Genomic DNA, 24,490 nt, shown 5'->3' on the forward strand with positions numbered 1-24,490 from the left:
TTACATTAGACGATTAAAAAAGTCAAACTCCTTTCAGTCATAAAATATTTCGCCAACTAAAAACTAGCTCGCTAAAAAGTAGCAGCTAGTTTCAGGAATGAGCTTATTCATTTTTATTTGTTTTTGTAAAATCTACTCCGCGGTCTTTAAACACTTCTTTAGCAACAGTAATCGCATTCAGCACTTTGGGAAAGCCCACATAAGGAATAGTTTGAATAAAAGTTTCAATTATTTCTTCCGGCGTTAAACCAACATTCAAGGCACCATTGATATGAACATTCAGCTGTGGTTCGGTATCGCCCTGTGTTAACAAAGTTGTGATGGTGATCATTTCTCTTTGCTTTAGATCTAAAACACCGCGATCATATACATCACCAAACGCAAACTCAATAATGTAGCGCCCGACGTCTTCAGATAAGCCAGCCAGTGATTTAATAACGGATTTACCACCTTCGCTGTCAACTTTTTCTAAATTTGCTAAACCTTTTTGATAGCGTTCATCATTTTTCATAGTATCTCTCCTTTTTATTCTGCAAACTTGTTTCAACAGTTATTAGAATAGTTGCTGGAGTGCAGTCCATGTCAACTACTATTTTAAAAATATTACGACATGGTAAAATATAATCATATACTGTTAAGGAAGGAAATCAGATGAAATATTCAATTGGTCAATTTGCCGAACTTAGTGGCTTTTCAATTGACACACTGCGTTACTACGAAAAGCAAAAACTGCTTTTTCCCAGTCGTGATAAAAACAACCGCAGATTTTATACCAAAAAAGATGTGGCTTGGATTAGTTTTATTTCGCGCTTAAAAAAGACCGGTATGAGCATCAAAGAAATGCAAAAATATGCTAAATTGCGCTATGTGGGTGACCAAACTATTCCTGAACGGCTGGTTTTGTTGTTCAATCAACTAGATAATTTACATGAAGAAGAAAAGAAAATTAATGATAATATTGCATTTGTAGAACAGAAAATCAAAACTTATCTCAAAACAATCGGAGATTTTAAGGAATGATGGTAATTCTTTTACTTTGACTGCCTTTATAAAAACTATTGATTGACTATGAGCCGGTAAATAGCAAGCTCAGTTTTGACTAGTCTGACTAAATGCAAAGCAAGTACTCTTTTTACCGATTTATGATAAATGTCAAGTTGAAAAAATTTTCAGATACGGTATAATGTTATTCGTTATGGAGAGTTGGCAGAGTGGTAATGCACCGGACTCGAAATCCGGCGAACCAAGTTTTCCTTGGCGCGCAGGTTCAAATCCTGTACTCTCCTTAAATATATGGTCTTAAAACTTGGTATATCAACATTTTTAATTTATGTGATCGCCAAATGTTCGCAACCTTTTAATTAAAGTAATACATTATTCAAGATAAAAGAGCAGTTTCTATAACTGCTCCTTTATTTATAATCTACCAATTTTTAAATTAGAATGTTATTGTATTTGAATATTGTTAATGTTGCTTGTGGCGAACCAATTTTTACCGAGCAAAACATTATAGATATCTTGATTTAACCCTTGATCATGAACCCTCTAGAAAATTATTCACATTAAAATACCAAAGAACAGAAACTATGGCCTTATTATTCTTAGTAAAAAAGGCCACCGAAAATACTCGGAAAAGTTGTCCATGTAGAATATGATGTTCAATAGCACTGAAAAACATATACCAATTTATTCTTTTAAGACAGTTATAAAAATGGTAAATTATAAATGTATAGTTACAAGTATAATGGGAGAAGGCAAATGAAATTATTATGGATAATTGCACTAATAATCTTTGTTATTTACATAATTATTAGTGATAGAAAATTAGAAAATAACAAAAATTATAAAGAAGCATCAACACCAAGTAAAAATCCATCAAAGGAGCTGTTAGTGAAACGTTGGTGGGTATGGGGGTTAATACTAGTTTTAATTTGTGGTTTCTTTGTCTCAAATTCAAAAGATTCCGAAAGTCATAATGAAACATACAAGACTACCACACATCATTTTAAAAAGCCATCACCGATAAAAAAGAGAAAAAAGCTTTCTGCTTATACTACCAAAAAGGTTTCCAAATTTATACCAGTGAAAAACACTGCTAAAGCAGTTACTTTAGGTGCTGGTAAGTATAAAGTCGGCAGAGATATCAAGCCAGGCAGATACGTTATTAAAGCTGTCAAGGGCAGTGGTAATTTATCTAACAGCGATTTCACTATTAACGTTATTTTAGGAAACGATGCTAATGGCGATCGGTTAACTTCTTTTACTACCAACTTAGTAAAAAACGACAAAATCAAGATAGATTGGATAGAGTCTACAAGCTTCACACCAACACCAGATAAATATACATATAAAACAAAAATAAGTGCTGGTATATGGTTAGTAGGACTTGATATTAAACCCGGAAGATATGTCATACGGCCAATAAAAGGCAGAGGTAATTTAATATCGGAAGATGGTTCTGATGATAATTTAAACGAAATATTAGGCAAAATTGCTGAAAAAGGTCAAGTCAGCAAAGTAACGGCTGATTTAACTGCTGGAGAAGTTATATTGTCTACTATAGAATTAATTGGCTTAAGTAAAAAATAAGATTTAAATATTTTTGAAAATGAAAAACTTCTAAGAAATCACTATTCGAATTTAGATTTCTTAGAAGTAACACAAATACAACAGGGTTATGCCCTTTTGCATACACTATTAAAATTAAGCCACCCAAAAATACTAATAAGAACCATGGATTAAATATGATTCTGTTTTATTAAATTTCAACTAATGATATTATGTTTATTATATTGTTATGTAATAAAAGAGTCACTCAAATCTAATTGATGAGACTCCCCCAAATTTGTCTTAAATTGGGTATATTTATGTAAATATATTACATTTACAAGTTCATTATTGACATTATGCTATATATAGCCAACACTATTTACGTCCTATAACCTTACAATAACTATTTTCACACTTTAAAGTATTACAACGAAATTACTTCTAATTCATCACTTTTCTGTCCCATCTTAGCTATTTATCTTTTAGTGTGTGTTCTATAACAATATATAGGAAATTATAAACTCTGCGATTCAAAATCTAATTGATTTGTTTTACATCCAAAATTTAAGTACAAAACTCATTAGTAAATAAATTGTCTAGTATTAGTGTCAAATTTATTTTCTTTAAATTAACCCGCTTTATCCAGTAGTTGTACCTTTATCCCTTCATTTTGTTTTACTTTTTGTTGTATTTTTTTAGTACAAAAGTACATATTTAAAATCGGTGTATAAAGGGTAATGAAACCATTTATAAAATACAAAAAATTCGCTATTACAACTACTTCTTCATTATCTTTTTCTACAATAACTAGTAAACTTACTAACGCAATTAAGAATACCGACACCGAGGACAGAATTGATAAACTAGCTTTTTCATAAAGTTTTAAAATAAACTGATTTTCACCTTTACAAATTGTATTTATTTTTCTTTTGCAAACTCTAAAAAAATCTATTCCAAGTGCACTGCCAAATATAAGATACATAATTAATGAAAAAAAAGTACCATATTGATTCTTAAAAGAAAAATGATTCATAAATAGTCCGACAAAAACAATAAATAGCCATTGCAAAGTATAACCCACAAGAATAATAGTTAAATTATCATATTTATAAAGAAATTTACTATTTTTAATTACTTTAAGTTCTTTTAAATCCTCAAAAACAATTCTCGGAACTATTTTAAATTCCGTATAAAATATAACAGCTAAAATTAATATAATCAAAATTGCTTCAACCCAAATACGACTAGTAAAAAAAGCCATCACCACATAAAGCAACATTGTTAAACTTGTATATATTATCAGTTTTTTAAAATTTTTATTGATATCATTCATATAATTCTCTTATAAAATTATTATTATAAATACGGTAAAATAAACTTTAGGATGTTTAATTATATCTCTAAAGTTTTCTTAAAAATTATGATCTTTGCTCTGTTGCTTTGGCAACCTATTAACCTATTCTACTTACCGTAATCTTATTTACTTCTAGACCTCAACTACAGCTATACATCAAACATATTAACTTTGTTCATATTCCCAGTATTGCTTTTTCCACATCAATTATGTCACTATTCTTCAAAACAACCTATGGTCAATAAAACTTCGAGTTAATTTCTACCAGCAATTTTTGTTGTGTTAATTAATCTATTTTTGCCAAAAATCTAATATGTTCTCACTATAATACTAAAACTTGTTATTGTAGTCATATAGTTCATTGAATTCTTGTATCGTTAATTAACCTTACTAATAATCATACTACTAATTTTGTATAAAACGTGTTTTTAACTCTCATCTGCTTAACGTAAATCAAGGTTCTTGAACTTGTGAATCTGCTTCAAAATTCTTATCTTACTTTCTTTTAACTAGGAAAGCAGAATCTTGATAAAAAATAATCCTTTTTGGTCCATAATTATGACAAAACAATAATTTATCTAATCTTTACTAACCATCATTTTTTAATAAATAATGATATTGTACAGCTACAACAAAAGTTGCCACAAATAAACCTATCAAGTTCACAGTAAGCCAGTTAATAGCACTGCCCGAGAACAAGCATGTAGCAATCCATGGTGCAGCAATAATCAAATAGCCTCGAATTGCAGTCATAATTAAAGAGCCCCATTTAAAGCTTTTACTGATATCCTTTGCAGCAACCTTATTTCGTAAAAACTTTTGAAATATGATCGCTCCCAATATAACTAAAATAGTGATTAAGACAAATTGCCAAGCTTCAAGGTTAACTAGGATAAATTCCTTATAAGAAATATTGTTTGAGCAAACCACAAAAGCACAAACAATATCAAACAAATAGCCACGGCTAATATAATTTTTTCTGCAACTATTAATAATGAACTTAGTAGCATTTTTAAAAGTCTGCTTAGGCGATTGCTCTTGTCTGTCAATTACTTGGCGATTAATTAGATAATGATATTGCCAAGACATCCCAATTATAGCCACAACTAGACCAGCTATAATGGAAATAAAGACATTGAACTGCCCCTTAGTATAGAGGCTATAGGCAAACAAAGGTGCATTAACTACTACAAATGCCCGAACTCCTGTTGAAATCAAACTAGTATTGACAAAAAACGGAGTCATTTTTTTGCAAGCAATTTTATGTCTTAAAAAATTCTGGTAACGAACTAAACTAATTACTGCCACTAGAGCTAGAAGTACAAAAATCCACTCAAATCTAAGCATATAGGGTTGTAAAATTGTCAAAAGATAAAGTGTGCCATAAACAGCTAGGTCACCAATATGGTTAGTAGAATTATCAGCTAAAGCAAAAGCATGTTCATGATGAGCTATATCACGTAAAGCTTCACCGACAGTTTCCTGTTTAGTAGTTTTATTATCAGCCATTTTTCTCACCTCAAAATCCAGCATATCATTGATATCATCAATTTTAAGTTGTTTTTCATCAAAGTCAAGTTTTAATTTTAAGTTATATTTTACCTTTATCATCATTAATTAAAACTATTACTTATATCGAAAAAGTCTACTAATATTGCAATTCTTAAGTTTTATTCAAGAGTAAGTTTTTATTTTTATACCAAACAAAGTTGCTGTTAAAATACAAACGAGTAATAGTTATAGGTAGGGATTTGACTTTGAATATTAACTTCTGGATTGCAATTTTATCTGCAGCCATATTGTTGCTACTTATTTTCAATGTCAGAAATTCTCGTCGGTTCAACTTATTCGATCATTGGCTTCACCATAAACTACTGATTAGAAAGCACGATGGGATTGGCTGGCAGATTATAGCCTTTATAAATGATCCTAAACTACTAGTGGTCTTAGACGTATTTCTTGCTAGTTTCTTAATTAGTAAAAATAAAAATTTACTTGCTTTTTGGGTGCTATTTACTTTAGGCTTTACGGATTTAATAGGAATATTTTTAAAAAAATGGATGCGTAGAAAACGTCCGATTTTGCACTCAGACTTAGAAGAAGGCTATAGCTTTCCGAGCGGTCATGTTTTAGGCAGCACGGTAATGGCATTAATAATCTGGCAAATTTTTGCCAATCAATTAGGAAATCGGCTGTTATTAATTTTAGCTATCATTTGGCTGATGGTTGTGATATCGCGAATTAGTCTTAAAGCTCACTTTCCTTCAGACATTTTGGGAGCTACTTCTCTAGCAGTTTTATGCTTTAGTATTGCACAGCAGCTACTTTTCTTAATTATTTAATCAAAAAACACCCCTGATTTTTATGAATTCAGAGGTGTTTTTAAGTATGAGAAATTTGACTTACAGATTAATCAATATTATAAGTAACTTAACATTTTACCGGCAACAAACACGATAATACACAATACTGCAGTGTACCATGCACAGTGAGGCAAAGCTTTCTTAAGAATAACCCCCTCTTTACCTTCAAGTCCGGTTGCACCAGTCGCGATTGCGATATTTTGTGGTGAAAGCATCTTACCAGCAGTAGCACCAACCATGTTAGCTGCTGCCAGCCAATATGGACTTACTTTCAGTGCATGGGCAGCTTGTACTTGCAATTCACCAAAGAGTACGTTAGCTGATGTATCACTACCAGTAATAAAGATTCCTAGTACACCGATGATTGGTGAAATTACTGGGTAAAATGCACCAGTTAAAGTTACAAGACTAACCGCAATGACGTCAATCATTCCGCTGTAGCCCATGACTTTGGACAAAGCCACAATAGAACAAACAGTGATAATTGTTTTAACCAATTGTTTGATTGTGCTCGTTAATACGGAAAACATTTCCTTAAATGATAAGCCTTGAATAGCACCACCAATGATACTTGAAAGCAGTATTAAAGTACCTGGGGATGATAACCAGTCAATGTCAACCGGTTTGGCATTTGCACCATTGTAGAAATGGAAACTAGTTTTGACACTTGCCAGTGCATTATGAATTGCAGGAAACATTGATGAAGTGAAGATAATAAAGCAAAAGACCAAAATGAATGGTACCCAAGCTTTGATTTTTTCAGCAGTAGAAATTTGCGCTTTTTCTTCCTTTTCATTACTAGAGGATCCTGCTTCATCTTTCTTGCTGTAACCTCTAATAATAATCACCAAAAATAGCAGACAAACTAATGAACCAACAATTGAAGGTAGTTCAGGGCCCAAGTACTTAGTAATGAAAATTTCTGGTACTGCGAAAGTTAAACCAGCTACCAAAGTGCAAACCAATACACCTTTGCCTTTGAATGACTTAAGGCCTTTACCCTCAGTCATCATTACCAAAACGAATGGCACCAGCATCATTAAAACAAACAATTGTATAGCAATTAAATAACCTAATTGAGTTACTCCCAGTCCTGTTACTTTAGCCAGAGTTGTTACTGGTAGACCAACAGCACCAAAGGCTGTAGGAGCAGTATTTGCGACCAAGCACACTACAGCGGCTTTAATTGGGTTCATACCCAGCATTATTAAAATACTTGCAGGAATCGCTACCGCAGTACCGAAACCGGCAATGGCTTCCAAGAATCCGCCTAATCCCCATGCTAAGATTAATACTAAGAATCTCATATCCTTGGTAATTGAAGTTAACATAGACATTATTGTATCCATTCCGCCTGATTTTCTACTGATGTTGTAGATAAACAGAGCCGAGATGATGACATAAATTATCGGCCACAAAGCCATGATTATACCATCAATTCCTGCTGTGATACTGTTTGAAAACGAAAAGTGGAAACCGACAATGCTTAGAATTAATGATAATGCAAAGCCGATTAAACACGCCAAGTCACCCCGAATGTGAAAAACACCCAGGGAAAGTATCAGCCACACGATTGGAATGATCGCAAGGACTGTTTTAACTAAATCCATTATTATTCCTCCAACGAAACTTATTAATATGATTAAACTAAAACCTCTCATTAACTAAAAGATAGATTTTAAATAAAGATAAACTTGATAGCGCAGTTTGGTTTGTGATGAAAGCGCTACCTAATTTCATTATAGCACTATGTTCAGCACTTTAGAAGATGAATTTCATTTCACAATCTATGTAACAAAAGCGCTTTCTTTTTCTTACAAAAATAAGTCCTAACTTTATATTGTTAGGACTTAGGCTGCTTTTTTCTAATCTGTTATCTATAGAACAAATAAAATCTGGGTTAAAAACTTTAGAGGTCATCAAAACCGATCATTAGACTGCCTTCTTCGGCATAAAAGGTACATAATCCCCTCATTGGACGAATAGTTATCGCAGCTTCAGGATAAAGCTCTAAAATTTTTGCTTTTAAAGTTTCAGCATCCTTCATGTTTTTGCATTGGTCAATGATAACATGTCCACCCTGATACTTCATTTCACCCATTAATTTGATGATTTCTTTAAGCGCCCGCTTAATGCCGCGCACTTTTGCCAGTGGCTCTAATTTTCCTTCATCACTGGCAGTCCCTACTACATCAATATTTAAGACTTTGGCCACTTTGGCTACAGCCATATTGACACGTCCATTAAGCGCTAAGTTGTGTAAAGATTTCAATACAACGAGCAAATGCGTATGGGTTTTGTAATCTGAAATTTTTTGCTCTAGATCAACAAAACGGGCATTACTATTAACCAACTTTTGAATTTCTTGCAAAATAACCGAAATCTCGGGTCCAGCTGTTCTGGAATCAACCACAATCACGTGGCTGTCGGGATGATCTTTTTCATATATTTGTTTTGCTTGAAACGCGGAAGAAAAGCTGCCACTTAAACCACTGGTTATGGTCATAATGATAGCTCGCTTACTTCCAGATAAAGCTTCAAGCCATTCGTTGATACTGGGACAAGAAGTTTTACCTTCTTCCGTATTCTTCTCCATACTGGCAATAAATTCCTCAATATTAAGATTCTCATTATCGACAAAATCCTTGCCAGAAATAGTCATTGTCAAAGGAACGACAGTCAAATTGCTATTTGCCTGGTCATTTGAACCAGAATCTATAATTAACCTTACTTTTGTCATATTAATATTCCTTTTTGAAATAAACCAATCTTTTTAAAAATTGTATAGCATAATAATAAATCAAACCTGTCAAAAAAGCGACAAAATTATTTTTAATATTTTTTAACATTAGAAATCGGTTACAAATGTTTACATAATCACAAACTTAGGCTAAAATTTGACATGTAGATATGGAGCCTATGCTCCACTAATGTATGTACTTACACAAAATAGTACAGCATTTATTATTTAGGAGGTTTTTAGATGTTAAAATCAGTCATTGAAAATGTTCATGCACTGGAAATCTATGATTCACGTGGTAACCCAACAGTTGAGGCTTTTGTAACCTTATCAAACGGTGTTGTTGGTAAAGCTGAAGTTCCATCAGGTGCTTCGACTGGTGAAAACGAGGCCGTTGAATTACGTGATGGTGGCAGCCGTGTTGGCGGCAAGGGCGTATCCAAAGCCGTTGAAAACGTAAACACTGAAATTGCCAAAGCATTAAAAGGTTTGGATCCACACGATCAGGCAAACATTGACCGCGTAATGATTGAATTAGATGGTACCCCTAACAAGGCTAAGCTTGGTGCTAACGCTATCCTGGGTGTATCAATGGCTACTGCAGCTGCTGCAGCAAAAGATAATCACCAACCTTTATACAGATACCTTGGTGGTACTGATCTTGAAATGCCTCAAACTTTCCACAACGTTATTAACGGTGGTGAGCATGCTGACAACGGTATTGACGTTCAAGAATTCATGATCACTCCAGTTAAAAAGACTTCATTCCGTGATGGTTTTGAAAAGATCGTTAACACATACCACACTTTGAAGAAGGTTCTTGAAGACATGGGTTACGAAACTGGCCTTGGTGATGAAGGTGGTTTCGCTCCTAACATGAAGAACTCTGAAGAAGCTTTACAAGCTTTACACGACGCTATCGTTAAGGCTGGTTACAAGCCTGGTGAAGATATTGCCATTGCGTGTGACTGTGCTGCTTCATACTTCTACAACAAAGAAGACGGCAAGTACCACTTCGAAGGTAAAGTATTTAACGATGAAGAATTAGCTCAATACTACGACAAGTTACTTGACGAGTTCCCAGAATTAATTTCAATTGAAGACCCATACGATGAAAATGATGTTGACGGCATGATTAAATTTACTCAAAGCCACAAAGACAGAATTCAAATTGTTTTGGATGACTTCATTTGTACCAACCCTAAGCTTTTGACTAAAGCTATTAAGGAAGGTGCCGGTAACGCTTCATTAATCAAGTTAAACCAAATTGGTACTGTTACTGAAACTTTGGAAACTATCCGTCTTTCACGTAAGAACGGATACAACACCATGATTTCTCACCGTTCAGGTGAAACTGGTGACACATTTATCGCTGACTTTGCCGTTGCTGTTAACGGTGGTCAATTAAAGACTGGTGCCCCAGCTCGTTCAGAACGTGTTGAAAAGTACAACCGTTTGCTTGAAATCGAAGAAGAACTTGGCGAAGGCGAGCGTTTAGCTACATTCCCAGACAGTGTTGACAAAGACTAATTTGTTAATAAAAAAGCCTGCAATATTGCGGGCTTTTTTAGTGTCAAAATTTTTAAAAATGTGTTTTTAGCATAAATTCAAGATTTAAACTTCTATGCTATAATTTGAGTAAACATTTAATTTCTAAAACTGCATTATCAGGACTAGATTAGCTACCTTTTTCCTGATATTGCTGCAAAAGCTGGTCGTGTTTCTAATATTATTTGGTTTAATTCAACCATATTATTAAAATTTGATGATAAAACATCGGTTTTAGATGGTTGTTAAATTGATGATGATTAGAACAACAGGTCATTTATACTAGCGCTGATAATAGTTTTAGATGGTTGTTAAATTGATGATGATTAGAACACTTTCTGCATTGTCCAGTTATCAAGCCCCGTTTTAGATGGTTGTTAAATCGATGATGATTAGAACTGATTGGCGATGCTATTGGAGACGGTATCGGTTTTAGATGGTTGTTAAATCGATGATGATTAGAACAGGTTAGCAAGTCGGATTTGATGAGCAACAGTTTTAGATGGTTGTTAAATCGATGATGATTAGAACTCTTTTTTATCGCGAATTATCATGTATACAGTTTTAGATGGTTGTTAAATCGATGATGATTAGAACCATTAAGTCAACTTACACTGACAAAAAAACGTTTTAGATGGTTGTTAAATCGATGATGATTAGAACCCAAGTAGTACAGAACACTACCAGAACCTTGTTTTAGATGGTTGTTAAATCGATGATGATTAGAACTAGGTCTTGTTAACTTAACACCAGCTACAAGTTTTAGATGGTTGTTAAATTGATGATGATTAGAACAGTTTACTACTGAAAGCAACGAGACTATGGGTTTTAGATGGTTGTTAAGCAAAAGCAAAATATTACCATAAGCTCACAATAAAAGGCTTGCTTTTAAAGCAAGTCTTTTTGTTTCGCCTATTTAACCAGCCAATTAGAAAATACAATCAATACTAGTCTTTTACAATATCTGTTCATTAAGTTCTTCATGCTAAATAACCAATAATTTTTAAAATATGATACAGACAATGTGGCAAGATCTGCAAATTGATTAAAACTAATTTTTATTTACTTTCTTATTGAATTCTCTCTTTGAAACATACTGGATTTTCTTAACATACTGACCTCTATGATCAATTTTGATATATTGCTTAGAAGGGTCGTAACCACCTACTCTTCTGATCCTATATGGAAGTTTCTTACCAGTCTTGGCATCATAAGCTTGAACGTTAAAATACTTTTGCGTATTCTTTTCTACTTGAGCATAACTTTTAGTTTCGGGAATTGTAAGATTGAAACGATCGAAAATTCCATTATGAATAAAAAAGGGAAAACAAAAGAAAACTGCAATTGCTAACACAAAGACAAAAAATATTTTTCTAAAATTCATGATTACTCCTTATCCAATTTGGTTTTATAGATTTAGCAGATTAGCTAAAATAACTGCTTAATTTAAATTCTAAGTGTATTAATACACTGGTATACCTTTATTATACACTTTTCATAATTTTTTACGAGTACAGCAACAATATCTATTTTATTTGCTAGCAAAAGTCAATTATTTATGCTACTTTAAGTGCAGTATTTAAAACTAAGGAAGTAGTAATATGTCTGAAAAATTTAAAGGCTTAAGCCAAGCCGAAGCAGATAAACTTCTTCAAAAAAATGGTTTAAATGAAGTTCCTGAACCTCAATTTAACTTTTTCAAAGAATTTTTATCTAAGTTATGGAATTTATCGGCTTGGATTTTAGAAGCTGCCCTCCTTTTGGAATGCATCTTAGGTAAGTGGATTCAATCATTGTTTGTGCTTTTAATGTTGCTTTTTGCCGCATGGAACGGTGCTTCTAAGAAAAAGCAGTCACGCAAAGTATTAAACAATATTTCCCATAAGCTGACACCTTCTATTTCTGTCCAAAGAGACGGCAAGTGGCAAAATATTGATTCCAAATATTTAGTCCCAGGTGATTTAATCAGCATGCAGGCTGGTGATGTCCTAGCTGCAGATGTGAAATTACTTGAAGGTCAGATCTCTACTGACGAAAGTTCGATTACTGGCGAAGCCAAGACTGTTCGTAAAAATCCCCAGGATACAGCTTATGCGGGTACAACTGTGACAGAAGGAAACGGACTTGCTCAAGTCACAGCTACAGGAGCAAATTCGCGTTCTGGTAAAACAATTAACCTGATTAATAATTCAGCTGCTCCGGGACACCTACAACAATTATTAACCAAAATCATTTATTACTTATGTATTTTAGATGGTATTTTGACACTAGTAATCGTTGTGGCATCCTTTTTCAAAGGTGGCGACCTCAACAATTTAATTAATATGTTGCCATTTTTAGCTATGATGTTCATAGCTTCCATCCCTGTTGCTATGCCCTCAACTTTTGCACTCTCAAATTCCTTTGAGGCAACCCGTCTAAGTAAAGAAGGCGTCTTAACATCAGATCTGACCGGTATTCAGGACGCAGCCAACCTTAATCTGATTTTGCTAGATAAAACCGGAACAATCACACAAAATAAAACAGCTGTTGGTCAATGGACTAATTTTAGTTCATTAGATAATAACCAAGCCCTAGAATTGGCGGCTGCTGCCACAGATCAGAGAAATAAAAAAATTATTGATACGGCAATTGATGACTATGTAACCGGTTTAGGACTTGAAGTGAAGACAGGTACTGACTTTACGCCATTTACTTCCAGTACTGGTTATTCAATGGCTAATTATAACGGGCACAATATCAAGCTGGGATCTTTTAAGCAGCTCTCGCTCATTGATCAGAATGCTAATGAAAAAGCTAAAGATGTTGATTTTAGTGCGGGTCGCTCAGTTGCTGTACTGATTGACGATAAATTAGCTGGGGTCTTTATTTTGCAGGATATGGTGCGTCCCGATTCTAAAAAATCTCTTGGTGAGCTTAAAAAGCGTGGCGTTAAACCAATTATGCTCACAGGTGACAACCAAAAGACTGCTGAAGCTGTAGCTAAGCAAGTCGATTTACAAGGCGACGTCATATCAATTCATGATTTTAATGATCAAACTGATACCAGTAAATTAGCGGGTATTGCGGATGTTTTACCCGAAGATAAGTTAAAGATGGTTAAGTTCTTCCAGAAAAAAGGCTATATCGTCGGCATGACCGGCGACGGTGTTAACGACTCCCCCGCTTTGAAACAAGCTGAAGTCGGAATTGCTGTTTCCAACGCTGCTGACGTTGCCAAACGTTCAGGCAAGATGGTTCTTCTAAATGATGGTTTATCTTCAATTGTTAAAATTCTTGACGCTGGTCACAGGGTCTATCAAAGAATGACAACCTGGTCGTTAACTAAATTGGCGAGAACTGCGCAATTAACTATGCTTTTGACCTTCGGTTATCTTTTCTTTAACTATATCCCAATGGCGTTAAATGCAATGGTTATTTATACAATTATGAATAACATGGTCACAATGATGATTGGTACGGATAGGACTCACATTACCTATAAGCCTGAAAATTGGAATATGGCCCGCTTAGCCAAAATTGCTTTTTCACTTGCTTTCGGATGGACGGCCATCGGCATCTTTGCTATTGCATATCTTAATACTCACGGTTATAGTCACGGTACAGTGTCAACCATGGTCTACGTCTACCTTGTCTTAAGTGCTATGTTTATTATCTTAATCACCAGAACTAAGCGCTACTTTTGGCAGGATTACCCGTCAAAGGCTGTTGGTCTAACTCAGTTAGGTGATGTAATTTTAACAGTAATATTAGCTTTATTCGGCATAGCAATGACTAAAATTACATGGACGAATTTATTACTAACGTTCGCTGCTGCTTTGATTGCCGCTATCATTATTGACCTCTTTTATCAGCCGATAATGAAAAATCGCTAGTTTATTAATTTAATAAAGCAAAAGAAAAACCTGATCTTGGACTTTTTCCAAAATCAGGTTTTTTAAGGTATACCGATGAGTTCCTGAATTTTCCATCACATCGGTAAAAAGGTTTTGTATATGCTATTTGGTATAATAATTTAGAATAGGAAAAAATAGTTAAATTAATCAGGAAAATTAATTTTGGTAAGATGCGAGTCAACAGCAAAAATAAATTTTACTTTACCAATGACCCTCATATCCCCCCTTTCGCTGGTTGTACGTTTATAACAAATGCTGCATAAACATGTAGCAAGGGCTACATTATTTATGCTTTAAATTACATTCGTTATCTTTATCTTAATACATAAAATAACTAATGTAAACTATTTAGTTTTATTTTTTTACTATGAAATCAGTAAAATTTACTGATTTTAAATGTGTTAAATAACGAAATTATTTCTTTAATTCGTACACGTATGAAGTTTCGTCTGGACGATAAACTCCGTGTAACAGACCCACTTTGGTAAATCCCATTTTTGCAATCAGATGTTGCATTGCTTGGTTATCTTCATGAGTATCAATTCTAATCGAATCTATATCAGCACGATTGTCTTTAATATCATTAATAACAGCCCGCAATAACTTAGTAGCGTAGCCTTTACCAGAATGCTGTGAGTGAATTGCCACACGATGAATAACTACATATTTATCAGTGTCGCATAGCCATTCACCATCTAAATGATCGTAAATATGATCCGGTCCGTCAACAATTGCAATTGCTCCAACCGTTTCTTGATCTTCAGATACGGCTAAAAACGCCCAGCCATTTTCGATATCTTCTTTAATTTGTCCTTTTGACGGATATTCACCTTGCCACTGGTTAACACCGTGCTCAGCTAATTGATTAGCACCGTCTTTCAAAATAGCGATAATTTGGTCAAAATCGGCCATAGTTGCTTTTCTTAATTGCAAATTACTCTATTCTCCTTTTTTTGAAATACTGTACCATTATATATACTTGACCCCCAGCTTGTAAAAAATTTGCACTTCAAAAAAGAAAAAATTTTCATTTTTCAGTAAACGCTATCAAAAGAGTTTATAGACAGATTAACCTTATTTCAACTAATTTTTACTCAATAAAAAAAGCCTTGCTCTCACAAGACTTTTAACTCAAAAAACTAAAAATAGATCTTCGTTAGGCTTTTAAAAATCACTAAACAATTGATCAATTTCTTGATATTCACTTGGTGACAATTTAACTGACATGGCTTTCGCATTGCTTCTGACCTGATCAGCGTTGCGCGCACCCGGAATCACGACACTAATTGCTGGATTGGCCATATACCATGCCAAAACAGTCTGGGTAACCTTCGCCTCGTGCTTAGTTGCTATCTCACGGATACCCGCAATACCCTTGATTGCTCTGTCATACCGGTCTTCGTTAAAATCGCCCAGCAGTTTTCCACCGTCAGTGCTGTTAAACTTGTTCCAGTCATCAGCGCCGTATTTACCAGTTAACAGACCTGAAGCTAACGGGAAAAATGGCACAAATGAAATATTTTGCTCATGTAAATATTCCAATTCTTCCTTAACAGGAGCACGACGCACCAAACTATAATGATCCTCAACGATATCAACTTTCCCATTTTTATTTGCTTCTTTAATTTGACTCAAAGAAAAGTTAGAAACACCAATAGCCCGAATTTTACCAGCTTTGCGAATTTCATCTAAAGTTTCAATTGCTTCATCTTTTGGTGTATTCTCATCTGGGTAGTGCAAGTAAAAAATATCAATATAGTCTGTTTTCAACCGTAAAAGTGCGTCATCAACGGCTTTTTTAATGAAAGCAGAACTATTATTAGGTGCCATATTTTGTGACTTATCTTGGGCAGCCTTGGTAGCAATAATTACTTTTGAGCGATCATAATTTTGCAAGACGTCCCCAATGATCTCTTCAGATCTGCCGAGTCCATAGACATAAGCAGTATCAAAAAAGTTGATGCCCTGCTTAAGAGCCTCGCGCAGTAAATCATATCCGTCTTCTTCATTTAAATTTTTAAATAAGTTATGTCCCCCAACTTTATTTGTTCCTAAACCCAACTTAGTTGTGTAAACATCACTTTTGCCAATTCTGATTTTATCCATATCTATTCACTCCCAAAAAGCTATCATAGCTGACAGCTTATAAATTAGCGTTGTTTTTCTAAACTAATAATGCACTATAGGGCAAGGTAACAAACTTATTAGTAATACTTTTTCAGTAAATAAATTATTTAGGTTAAGCCAATTTATATTTTCACTTAGCTACTACCTATCAAACTACAAAGTATGGTAACCTTTTTCAACAGAAATTACTAAATTTAGCAAGCGCTTACAACAATTACAAAATTATACTTTAATTATGTCTTATATCCTCCTCTTAAAAAACGCTTTTATTACTACCGTAGTTGTATTCTAACGATTATTAAAACCAATAGTCAAGTAAGTTACCTTTTCTTAGTAGAAGAAGCTACTATATTAATATCACTGAAAGCAATAAAAATTGTCAATTTAACTACCAAAAAAGTTCCCCAAGAGATTAATCTCTTGGGGAACTTTTTAATTACATGTTATTCATTTAAGCACCGTGGTACTTGACTAACGAATAGACGTCAAGTCCCGGTAATTTTTCTTTTCCTTTTAGATCAGGTAATTCAATATAAAAAGCAGACCCAACTAATTCTCCACCTAAATTTTCAATTAGTTGTTTACATGCTCTTAGAGTTCCTGCTGTAGCAAGTAAATCATCACAAACTACCACACGTTGACCTGGTTTGATTGCATCTTTATGTATTTCCAAACTATTAGAACCATATTCCAAATCATAAGAAGCACGTTCCACTTCTCTAGGTAACTTATGTGGTTTCCTAGCAGGTACAAACCCAATACCCAATTCAGTAGCTACGGGACAGCCAACTATAAAACCACGGGCCTCAGGACCTACAATGACATCAGCATTTTTGCTTTTAACATATTCTGCTAATTCATGAGTAGCAGCTTGAAACAATTTGCCATCCTGTAAAATAGGAGTAATGTCACGAAAAATGATCCCCTTATTAGGGAAATCCTTAACACTTGCAATATGTTTCTCAAAATCGTTTGCCATAAGAAGAAAAAACCTCCAAAACTTAACTTTCTTGCTAAAGCTTATCCGACCTTAATATTCTAACAGATTTCAAGATTAAAAGCACTAATAATGTGAAAAATTAATGCTGCTTTAATTGCTCATTCACGTACATTAGCAATTTTTTACTAGACATATTTCTTAATTCACGAATGAAGGCAATTTGTGACCTAGTAGCAAGATAATACCGTGAAGCCGTTAACTTACTTTTAGCAGGGTGTTTGACAGCATAGATTTTATTATCTGCTAATTTAATAAAATGCAGCTCAGAAAATACACGTAAAATAAATAGAATATGATCATAACTCTGCTGTAGAAAAGGTCCAACTAAGCGGTAATCCTCGATCGTTAAACCAGGATGTGTATATACGTAGCGCAATACCTTTTCAAAATCTGACTTCACAGGCATTTGCGTCACCGGTAATTGATCCAAAATAAACCGTAAGTAAAGCTGAGCATAATTATTAGTCAAGGCTGCATCTAATTCACTTTGATTATGGGGAACGTCAAGAAAGACAGCTACCTCGCCTTCACTATCGTAATCATTAATCAGCGTAATTTTTGCTGGATCAATATCATATTTTGTAGAAGCAGAAATCTTATTTTTTTCGTCAAATAAAAGATACCTATCCGCAAAACCCATTACATATTTTTCAGATCGTAAATCAATAACTGGTGCAGGAACAACTAATTTAGGGGCTGCAAAAACAATACCTTTAATTATACCTTGCACTTTAGTTTGATTACGAAAACAATTTTCTTGTATGCCAATAAAAAGCTGATCAATGTATGGTAACAGGACCCTGGTTAAGTATTTTTTATTGAAACCTACCACATCCAATTTCTTATTGCTTTTACTGACAGTCAGTTTGATATGATTCTTATCTGCACCCATGTAAAAGCAGCCAGTAATATCAGGATGCTTAATGCTAAACACCGGCTCCACATTATCTGTGCCAAAAGGACCCGCCAATTTAATTTCCGCAATAGTCTTTAGATCAAGATTAGCAAACGGTAATTCAAAATCGTAATCTCTGATATTCTGGTTGTATGAACCATTAAAATTATTCTCAAAGGCTTTTCTTAAGGAAGGAATTTTTTCTTCAGTCATTGATAATCCGCAAGCAAAATCATGCCCACCGAATTTCAAAAATAGTTTGTCTTTTAAGGGATTTAGCGCATTAAAAATATTATAACCGGCAACGGATCTTCCAGACCCCTTGATAATTCCAGCTTCATTTTTAGTTAAAACTATGGTAGGTTTATGAGTTTTCTCAACCAGCTTATTTGCTACTAAACCCAAGACGCCTTCATGAAAATCTGGTTGATAAATTACCAGAGTTTGACTTCTGTCCCAGCCATTATTTTTAACTTGCTCAAGACATTCTTGAAAAACAGTTGCAGTCAGTTTTTTGCGTTCATCGTTTAATTTTTCAACTTTAGCAGCTATCTCCTCGGCTTTTTCATCAGTATCACATAATAGTAATTCCACTGCCAGAGAAGCATTGGCAAGTCTGCCAACAGCATTTAATCTTGGTGCAATATTAAAGCCAACATCAGTTTCGTCAATATGTCCTAATTGTAAACCAGCTTTTTTTATTAAAGCTCTTAGTCCCGGCCGCTCAGTCTCATTAAGCATTTTAAGGCCACGTTTTACTATTACATGACCTTCTCCTGACACCTTGACCATATCACCAATTGTGCCAATCATTGCTAATTCCAATAATTCAGGCATTGGTTCCTGCATTAACGCCCGACAAATAGTGTAGGCAACACCTGCCCCACAATAATCATCAAACGGATATTTTTGTCCAGGATAATTGCAGTGTACCAAAGCGTAACAGTCAGGAACTTGCTCTTGAAATTTATGGTGATCTGTAATTATTGTATCTACACCTTTACTTTTGGCAAAAGCAACCTCGTCAACCCCAGTAATACCGTTATCTACAGTAATAATCAGTTTAGTTCCATCTGCTACAATTTTCTTGTAGGATTCAAGATTTGGTCCATAGCCATCTTTAAAACGATCGGGAATGAAAAAATGAACATCGGCACCTAAAATGCCCAGTGTTTCCACCATAATAGTGGTGGCAGTAATACCATCAGCATCGTAATCACCATAGACCGTTATTTTTTCTCCTGCATCAATTGCTTGATTAATTCTGTTAACTGCCTTTTTCATGTCATGCATTAGAAAAGGATCAGCCAAATCAGCTTCAGTGGCATTAAACCAATAATCTATTTTTTCCGCAGTATTTATTCCGCGCAAAGAAAGCAGCTTAGCCGTTATTGGGCTAAGCTGATATTTCTCAATTATAGCAGGAGCTAATTCTTCACCTTTACGTTTGCGCCATTCAATCATTAATTTAATTCAGCCTTTTGTCGTTACTTATCTTTATTTTAATTTAAATCGTCATCATTCATTTTTAAGACAGCCATAAAAGCATCTTGGGGAATTTCTACATGACCCACTGCTTTCATCCGTTTTTTACCCCGCTTTTGTTTTTCAAGCAGCTTTGCCCTTCTATCAGGATCTCCTGTATGAATTTTCCAAGTAACATCCTTGCGGTATGGCTTAACAGTGGCACGAGAAATAATTTTTGCTCCAATTGCTCCTTGAATATCAACTTCAAAGTTCTGTCTAGGAATTAACTTCTTAAGCATTGAGGTCATTTGTCGCGCTCTATTTTGAGCTTCATCACGGTGAGCAATGAAACTAAGAGCGTCGACCACTTGTTTATTCAACAGAATATCAATTTTAACTAAATCAGTTGCCCGATAACCCGTAATTTCATAATCAAGTGAAGCATAACCTTTAGTGGAAGATTTTAAATCATCAAAAAAATCATAAATAATTTCGGCTAGCGGCATATTGTAAATTACGTTAACCCGATATTTGTCTAAATAGTCCATTGTCACAAACTCGCCCCGTTTACGTTGACATAATTCCATCACAGGACCGACAAAATCATTCGGAACCATTACTTCTGCTTTAACAAAAGGTTCCTGCACTTCCTTATATTCACCTGCAGACGGTAAATCAGAAGGATTATCAATCACTTTGGTTGTGCCGTCATTCATAATCGCATGATAATCAACAGAAGGGGCAGTCATAATCAAGTCTAAGTCAAATTCCTGTTCAAGTCTTTCCTGCACCACATCCATGTGGAGTAAACCTAAAAAGCCGCACCTAAAGCCAAAGCCTAAAGCAGTTGAAGTTTCAGGTTCAAATTCTAAAGCAGCATCATTGAGCTGCAATTTTTGTAAAGCTTCCTTAAGGTCATCATATTTTCCATTGTCTACGGGATACATACCTGAATAAACCATTGGTGGTATCTGACGATAACCGGGAAGTGGTTCCGCGGTCGGATGTTCTGCGGCAGTGATAGTATCACCAACACGAGTTTCACGAACGGACTTGATGTTAGCCGTTAAGTAACCAACATCCCCAGCAATTAGAATATCTTTTTTAACCGGATGTGGACTGGAAACTCCAACTTCAGTAACTTCATATTCCTTACCAGTATTCATGATTTTTATTTTATCGCCGGGTTTAACCGTACCTTCTTCAATCCGCACAGATAAAACAACACCGCGATAGTCATCATATTTTGAATCAAAAATCAACGCTTTTAACGGTGCTTGGAGATCTCCACTAGGAGCTGGTATATCTTTAACTATGCGTTCAAGCAACTCCTTAATTCCCTGCCCGGTTTTACCGGAAACTTCAACAGCGTCGGAAGCATCTAACCCCAACATTTCTGTGATTTCCTCTTTAGCCTGCTCCGGATTAGCTGAAGGCAGATCAATTTTATTTATAACAGGCAAAATTTCTAAGTCATCATCAATTGCTAAGTATGTATTTGCCAAAGTTTGGGCTTGCACACCTTGCGAAGCATCTACAACTAACAATGCACCTTCACAAGCTGCTAAGGAACGGGAAACCTCATAAGAAAAATCCACGTGTCCTGGTGTATCAATTAGATGAAAAATGTAGTCTTCGCCATCTTGCGCACGATATTTAATTTCTACTGAGTTCATCTTGATGGTGATGCCACGTTGGCGTTCCAGCGGCATATCGTCTAACATCTGATTTTTTAATTGGCGTTCAGATACCGTATCGGTCAACTCTAAAATTCGATCGGCAATCGTAGACTTACCATGATCAATATGAGCAACAATGGAAAAATTGCGAATACGCTTCTGATAATCTTGTAATTTTGTTATGTCCATAAATAATTTGCACCCTTTACTCTATCTTTATTATTATAACAAAGTAACTGAAACAGTTAAAAGCAATTAAGTAAAAAGTAAGGGTAGCCTAAACTATTTGATTAATTAGATTTGGTTTTTTTATTTAAGAAAAAATTTGGGGATTTCTTTCCTGTTTTTATCCTTGATAAAAAATTGGGCCTTTTATAAGTAAATCCTTCCCCTACTACTTCATTTACATGAAAAGAGACAATAAAGGCTGCGGGATCAAGAGACAAAACAATCTTTTTTAATTCATTTAATTCTCTAGCCGAAACTACGACAAAAAGAACACGACTTGACTTATGTGAATATCCTCCTTCAGCTTCAAAAATAGTTGATCCTCTGTTCATTTTCTTCATCACTAAATTAACAATTTTAGAATTTTGGTTACTGATAATAAAACTACCACTGGCTTCGTAAGGACCTTCTGTAATCAGGTTGACAACTTTACTTAATGTAAAAGAATAAATTAAGGTGTAAGCCATGTGTCTACTATCAATATAAACTAAAGAAAAAGTTAATATAATAAGATCCAAACCAAACAGTGTATGCCCAATAGGGATTCCTTTAAAGTGGTGAATCATTTTAGCAATGATATCTGTACCACCTGTGGTTCCACCAAAGCGATAGACAATTCCTTGACCCAAACCACCTGTCAGACCAGCACTTATTGCTGCCAGCAATAGGTCATGGTTGTAATCAATACTTAATTTAACTTGTTGCCAAACCCATAACCAAACTGACAGCATAAGCGTCCCATAAATTGTATAGATTAAGGCTTTCTTGCCCAAATAGTGATAGCCAATTAAAATTAGTGGACCGTTAAGTAAAAGTGTCGTATAAGCTGGATTTAATTTAAAAACTGCTTTTAATATTAAAGTAATTCCGCTAATACCACCATCTGCGAGTTTGTTTTTTATGTTAAACAAAACCAAAGAAAAGGCAAAAATCATGCAACCTATTGCTATCATAATCAGATCTAGGAATTTAATTTGTTCGACATCACTTCTAGTCATTAATATTTCCTTTTTTTAAGATAGTATTTCCTCAATTTGTTTAAAAACCTTATCAGCTCTCATTAACCCAAAATCTTGTGAGTTAATTGTAAATACAGGAATGTTTGAAGCCATCTTCTTAACATCTTTTTCTGCAAACTTAACTTGAGGTCCAAGCAGTATACAGTCTGTATCATTTAGATATTCTTCTATTTCTGATATGGGTATTGCCAAAATTTGGGCTTTAATATTTTTTTTCTTAGCTTCTTCCTCCAATTTGACTTGCATAATTCCGGTACTCATACCCGCGTTGCAAACAAGTAAAACTTTTATTTCCTTATGCAACATTTTCTCCGCCTCTTTCTTCTTCTAGTTTTTGCTTATCCCAAACTTTCAAGAATGGGTAATAAATTAGCCCGTCTATGATTATCATCACTAAAGTTAAAAATATTGATCTAAGATCCATATTTGATAAAAATTGCGCTATCGGGGCGGGAATATTCCAACCTGGATAAATAAACGTTTTATTTACAATTCCTATTGCCATACAAATATATGCGATTAATCCATTTATAGTAGGGGCAAGAAGCCAAGGAATAAAGAACAACGGATTTAAAACTATTGGCAGTCCAAAAATTAGCGGTTCATTTATGTTAAATAGTGCAGGAATGATTGCTACTTTTCCAACAGTTTTTAATTGTACAGATTTACATCTCAAAACCATGACTGCCAGAGCTAATGTGGCGCCAGAACCACCAATTACCATCCAGTTCCACCATAATGGTTCAGTCCAAATATGTGGCAAGTTAGCTGCCGCTATACCCTTAGCGTATGCAGCAGCATTAGCACTATAGTTGCTGTACATTAAAGGCTCTAATAAAGAAGTAACAGCCGTATCATGAATTCCAAACCACCAGCAAATTTGTGACAGAATAGAAGATAGCGATAGACCGAAAGCATTATCAACAGTGACAACTAACGGATGAAACAGGTTTAAAATTGCCTGCGGAAAAGTGATACGTAAAATTGAATTACAAAGCATGGCAATTATTGTACATATCACAGTGACAAAGATGATAGGAAAAATAGAAGCAAAGGAACTTTTTAAAGCAGGTGGAACCATATCTGGCATTTTAATTGTGCCAATCTTCTTAGTAGTAAACAGTCGGTAAAGCTCAGTAACAGCTATCCCAATGATGATACCTGCAAACAAGCCTTCACCACCCCAAAAATCATTACTTAAACCACCGTCTTTAGTAACCGACGTACACAAAATGAAAAACATTAATAAAGAAACAACAGAGGTAATAATAGTATTCATTTTGTAGTGTTTAGCTAAGAAATAAGCTATAGCTAATGATGTCCATAGACTGATACTTGACAACGTAACTGATCTAAGAATAACAAGCGGCATGCCATAGTTATTAACAAACAGTTGCCAGCCCTTGTAAAAATTATACATGCTGTCAGTTGTTGCCATTTTGGTATAATCGACAAAAGGTGTGGTTATAATTGTGATTATTCCTCCAATTAGCATAATTGGCATTAGTGTCATAAAGGCTGATTGAATTGCTTGCAGATATTTATTTCTTTGTATTTTATTTGCAATTGGTAAAATTGATTTTTCAATCCACTTAAGCAAAAAATTGTCTTTTTGATTTTCCAT

General features: G+C 34.6%; 19 protein-coding genes, 1 tRNA gene and 1 CRISPR repeat array. Of the genes, 6 read left to right on the plus strand and 14 right to left on the minus strand.

Features of this window, described 5'->3' with window-relative positions; genetic code table 11:
* Positions 1-103: 103 nt before the first annotated feature.
* Positions 104-511 (minus strand): carboxymuconolactone decarboxylase family protein, encoded by a 408-nt coding sequence (locus tag JF73_RS04855; protein WP_046327203.1) that lies wholly within the window; start codon positions 509-511, stop codon positions 104-106.
* A 140-nt stretch (positions 512-651) separates the two neighbouring features.
* Between JF73_RS04855 and JF73_RS04860 the strand changes: the two genes are divergently transcribed.
* The 3 genes from JF73_RS04860 (at position 652) to JF73_RS04870 (ending at position 2,589) form a co-directional block, all read left to right on the plus strand.
* Positions 652-1,020, plus strand: coding sequence for a MerR family transcriptional regulator (locus JF73_RS04860; RefSeq protein ID WP_046327204.1), 369 nt, complete (start codon positions 652-654; stop codon positions 1,018-1,020).
* Positions 1,021-1,197: 177 nt separating this feature from the next.
* Positions 1,198-1,286: transfer RNA gene (locus JF73_RS04865), tRNA-Ser, on the plus strand.
* 472 nt (positions 1,287-1,758) lie between these two features.
* Positions 1,759-2,589 carry a hypothetical protein gene (locus tag JF73_RS04870; protein ID WP_046327205.1) on the plus strand — a complete coding sequence of 277 codons (831 nt, stop codon included), beginning with the start codon at positions 1,759-1,761 and terminating at the stop codon, positions 2,587-2,589.
* 589 nt (positions 2,590-3,178) lie between these two features.
* On the opposite strand, the gene JF73_RS04875 is transcribed toward JF73_RS04870, so the two are convergent.
* Both JF73_RS04875 and JF73_RS04880 read right to left on the minus strand, forming a co-directional pair.
* Positions 3,179-3,883, minus strand: coding sequence for a hypothetical protein (locus JF73_RS04875; protein ID WP_046327206.1), 705 nt, complete (start codon positions 3,881-3,883; stop codon positions 3,179-3,181).
* A 609-nt stretch (positions 3,884-4,492) separates the two neighbouring features.
* Positions 4,493-5,413 (minus strand): hypothetical protein, encoded by a 921-nt coding sequence (locus JF73_RS04880; RefSeq protein ID WP_143435079.1) that lies wholly within the window; start codon positions 5,411-5,413, stop codon positions 4,493-4,495.
* A 254-nt stretch (positions 5,414-5,667) separates the two neighbouring features.
* Between JF73_RS04880 and JF73_RS04885 the strand changes: the two genes are divergently transcribed.
* Entirely contained in the window at positions 5,668-6,246 is a 579-nt protein-coding gene (locus tag JF73_RS04885; protein WP_370448315.1) for a phosphatase PAP2 family protein, read from the plus strand.
* Between the two features lie 77 nt (positions 6,247-6,323).
* On the opposite strand, the gene JF73_RS04890 is transcribed toward JF73_RS04885, so the two are convergent.
* Together JF73_RS04890 and JF73_RS04895 are read right to left on the minus strand one after the other, a co-directional pair.
* The gene (locus JF73_RS04890) at positions 6,324-7,877 is read right to left on the minus strand and encodes an L-lactate permease (RefSeq protein ID WP_046327208.1); all 1,554 of its coding nucleotides are present in this window, start codon (positions 7,875-7,877) and stop codon (positions 6,324-6,326) included.
* Positions 7,878-8,176: 299 nt separating this feature from the next.
* Positions 8,177-9,007: a DegV family protein gene (locus JF73_RS04895; protein WP_046327209.1), complete on the minus strand. Its 831-nt coding sequence runs from the start codon at positions 9,005-9,007 to the stop codon at positions 8,177-8,179.
* Between the two features lie 243 nt (positions 9,008-9,250).
* Here JF73_RS04895 and eno point away from each other — a divergent pair, with 243 nt between their 5' ends.
* Entirely contained in the window at positions 9,251-10,537 is a 1,287-nt protein-coding gene (gene eno, locus JF73_RS04900) for a phosphopyruvate hydratase (protein ID WP_046327210.1), read from the plus strand.
* Between the two features lie 249 nt (positions 10,538-10,786).
* Positions 10,787-11,350: direct repeats of the CRISPR family, unit length 36 nt; unit sequence GTTTTAGATGGTTGTTAAATCGATGATGATTAGAAC.
* 256 nt (positions 11,351-11,606) lie between these two features.
* On the opposite strand, the gene JF73_RS04905 is transcribed toward eno, so the two are convergent.
* Positions 11,607-11,939: a YxeA family protein gene (locus JF73_RS04905; protein WP_052727776.1), complete on the minus strand. Its 333-nt coding sequence runs from the start codon at positions 11,937-11,939 to the stop codon at positions 11,607-11,609.
* A gap of 217 nt (positions 11,940-12,156) precedes the next feature.
* On the opposite strand from JF73_RS04905, the gene JF73_RS04910 reads away from it, so the two are divergent.
* Complete coding sequence (locus JF73_RS04910) at positions 12,157-14,430, plus strand: HAD-IC family P-type ATPase (RefSeq protein WP_046327211.1); 2,274 nt, start codon at positions 12,157-12,159, stop codon at positions 14,428-14,430.
* 435 nt (positions 14,431-14,865) lie between these two features.
* On the opposite strand, the gene JF73_RS04915 is transcribed toward JF73_RS04910, so the two are convergent.
* The 8 genes from JF73_RS04915 to JF73_RS04950 form a co-directional block, all read right to left on the minus strand.
* Positions 14,866-15,384, minus strand: coding sequence for a GNAT family N-acetyltransferase (locus tag JF73_RS04915; RefSeq protein ID WP_038522909.1), 519 nt, complete (start codon positions 15,382-15,384; stop codon positions 14,866-14,868).
* A gap of 231 nt (positions 15,385-15,615) precedes the next feature.
* A complete protein-coding gene (locus JF73_RS04920) occupies positions 15,616-16,557 on the minus strand; it encodes an aldo/keto reductase (RefSeq protein WP_046327212.1) in 942 nt (313 codons plus the stop codon).
* A 472-nt stretch (positions 16,558-17,029) separates the two neighbouring features.
* Positions 17,030-17,557, minus strand: coding sequence for an adenine phosphoribosyltransferase (locus tag JF73_RS04925; protein ID WP_038522915.1), 528 nt, complete (start codon positions 17,555-17,557; stop codon positions 17,030-17,032).
* A gap of 100 nt (positions 17,558-17,657) precedes the next feature.
* Entirely contained in the window at positions 17,658-19,934 is a 2,277-nt protein-coding gene (gene recJ, locus JF73_RS04930) for a single-stranded-DNA-specific exonuclease RecJ (RefSeq protein WP_046327413.1), read from the minus strand.
* 41 nt (positions 19,935-19,975) lie between these two features.
* Entirely contained in the window at positions 19,976-21,808 is a 1,833-nt protein-coding gene (gene lepA / locus JF73_RS04935; protein WP_046327213.1) for a translation elongation factor 4, read from the minus strand.
* Between the two features lie 101 nt (positions 21,809-21,909).
* Positions 21,910-22,845 (minus strand): YitT family protein, encoded by a 936-nt coding sequence (locus JF73_RS04940; RefSeq protein WP_046327214.1) that lies wholly within the window; start codon positions 22,843-22,845, stop codon positions 21,910-21,912.
* Positions 22,846-22,860: 15 nt separating this feature from the next.
* Positions 22,861-23,172: a PTS sugar transporter subunit IIB gene (locus JF73_RS04945; RefSeq protein WP_218838185.1), complete on the minus strand. Its 312-nt coding sequence runs from the start codon at positions 23,170-23,172 to the stop codon at positions 22,861-22,863.
* Positions 23,162-24,490 carry a PTS sugar transporter subunit IIC gene (locus JF73_RS04950; protein ID WP_046327215.1) on the minus strand — a complete coding sequence of 443 codons (1,329 nt, stop codon included), beginning with the start codon at positions 24,488-24,490 and terminating at the stop codon, positions 23,162-23,164. Before JF73_RS04950 ends, JF73_RS04945 begins: the two co-directional genes overlap by 11 nt.

Source organism: Lactobacillus helsingborgensis, assembly GCF_000970855.1.
In the GTDB taxonomy this organism is placed as follows: domain Bacteria; phylum Bacillota; class Bacilli; order Lactobacillales; family Lactobacillaceae; genus Lactobacillus; species Lactobacillus helsingborgensis.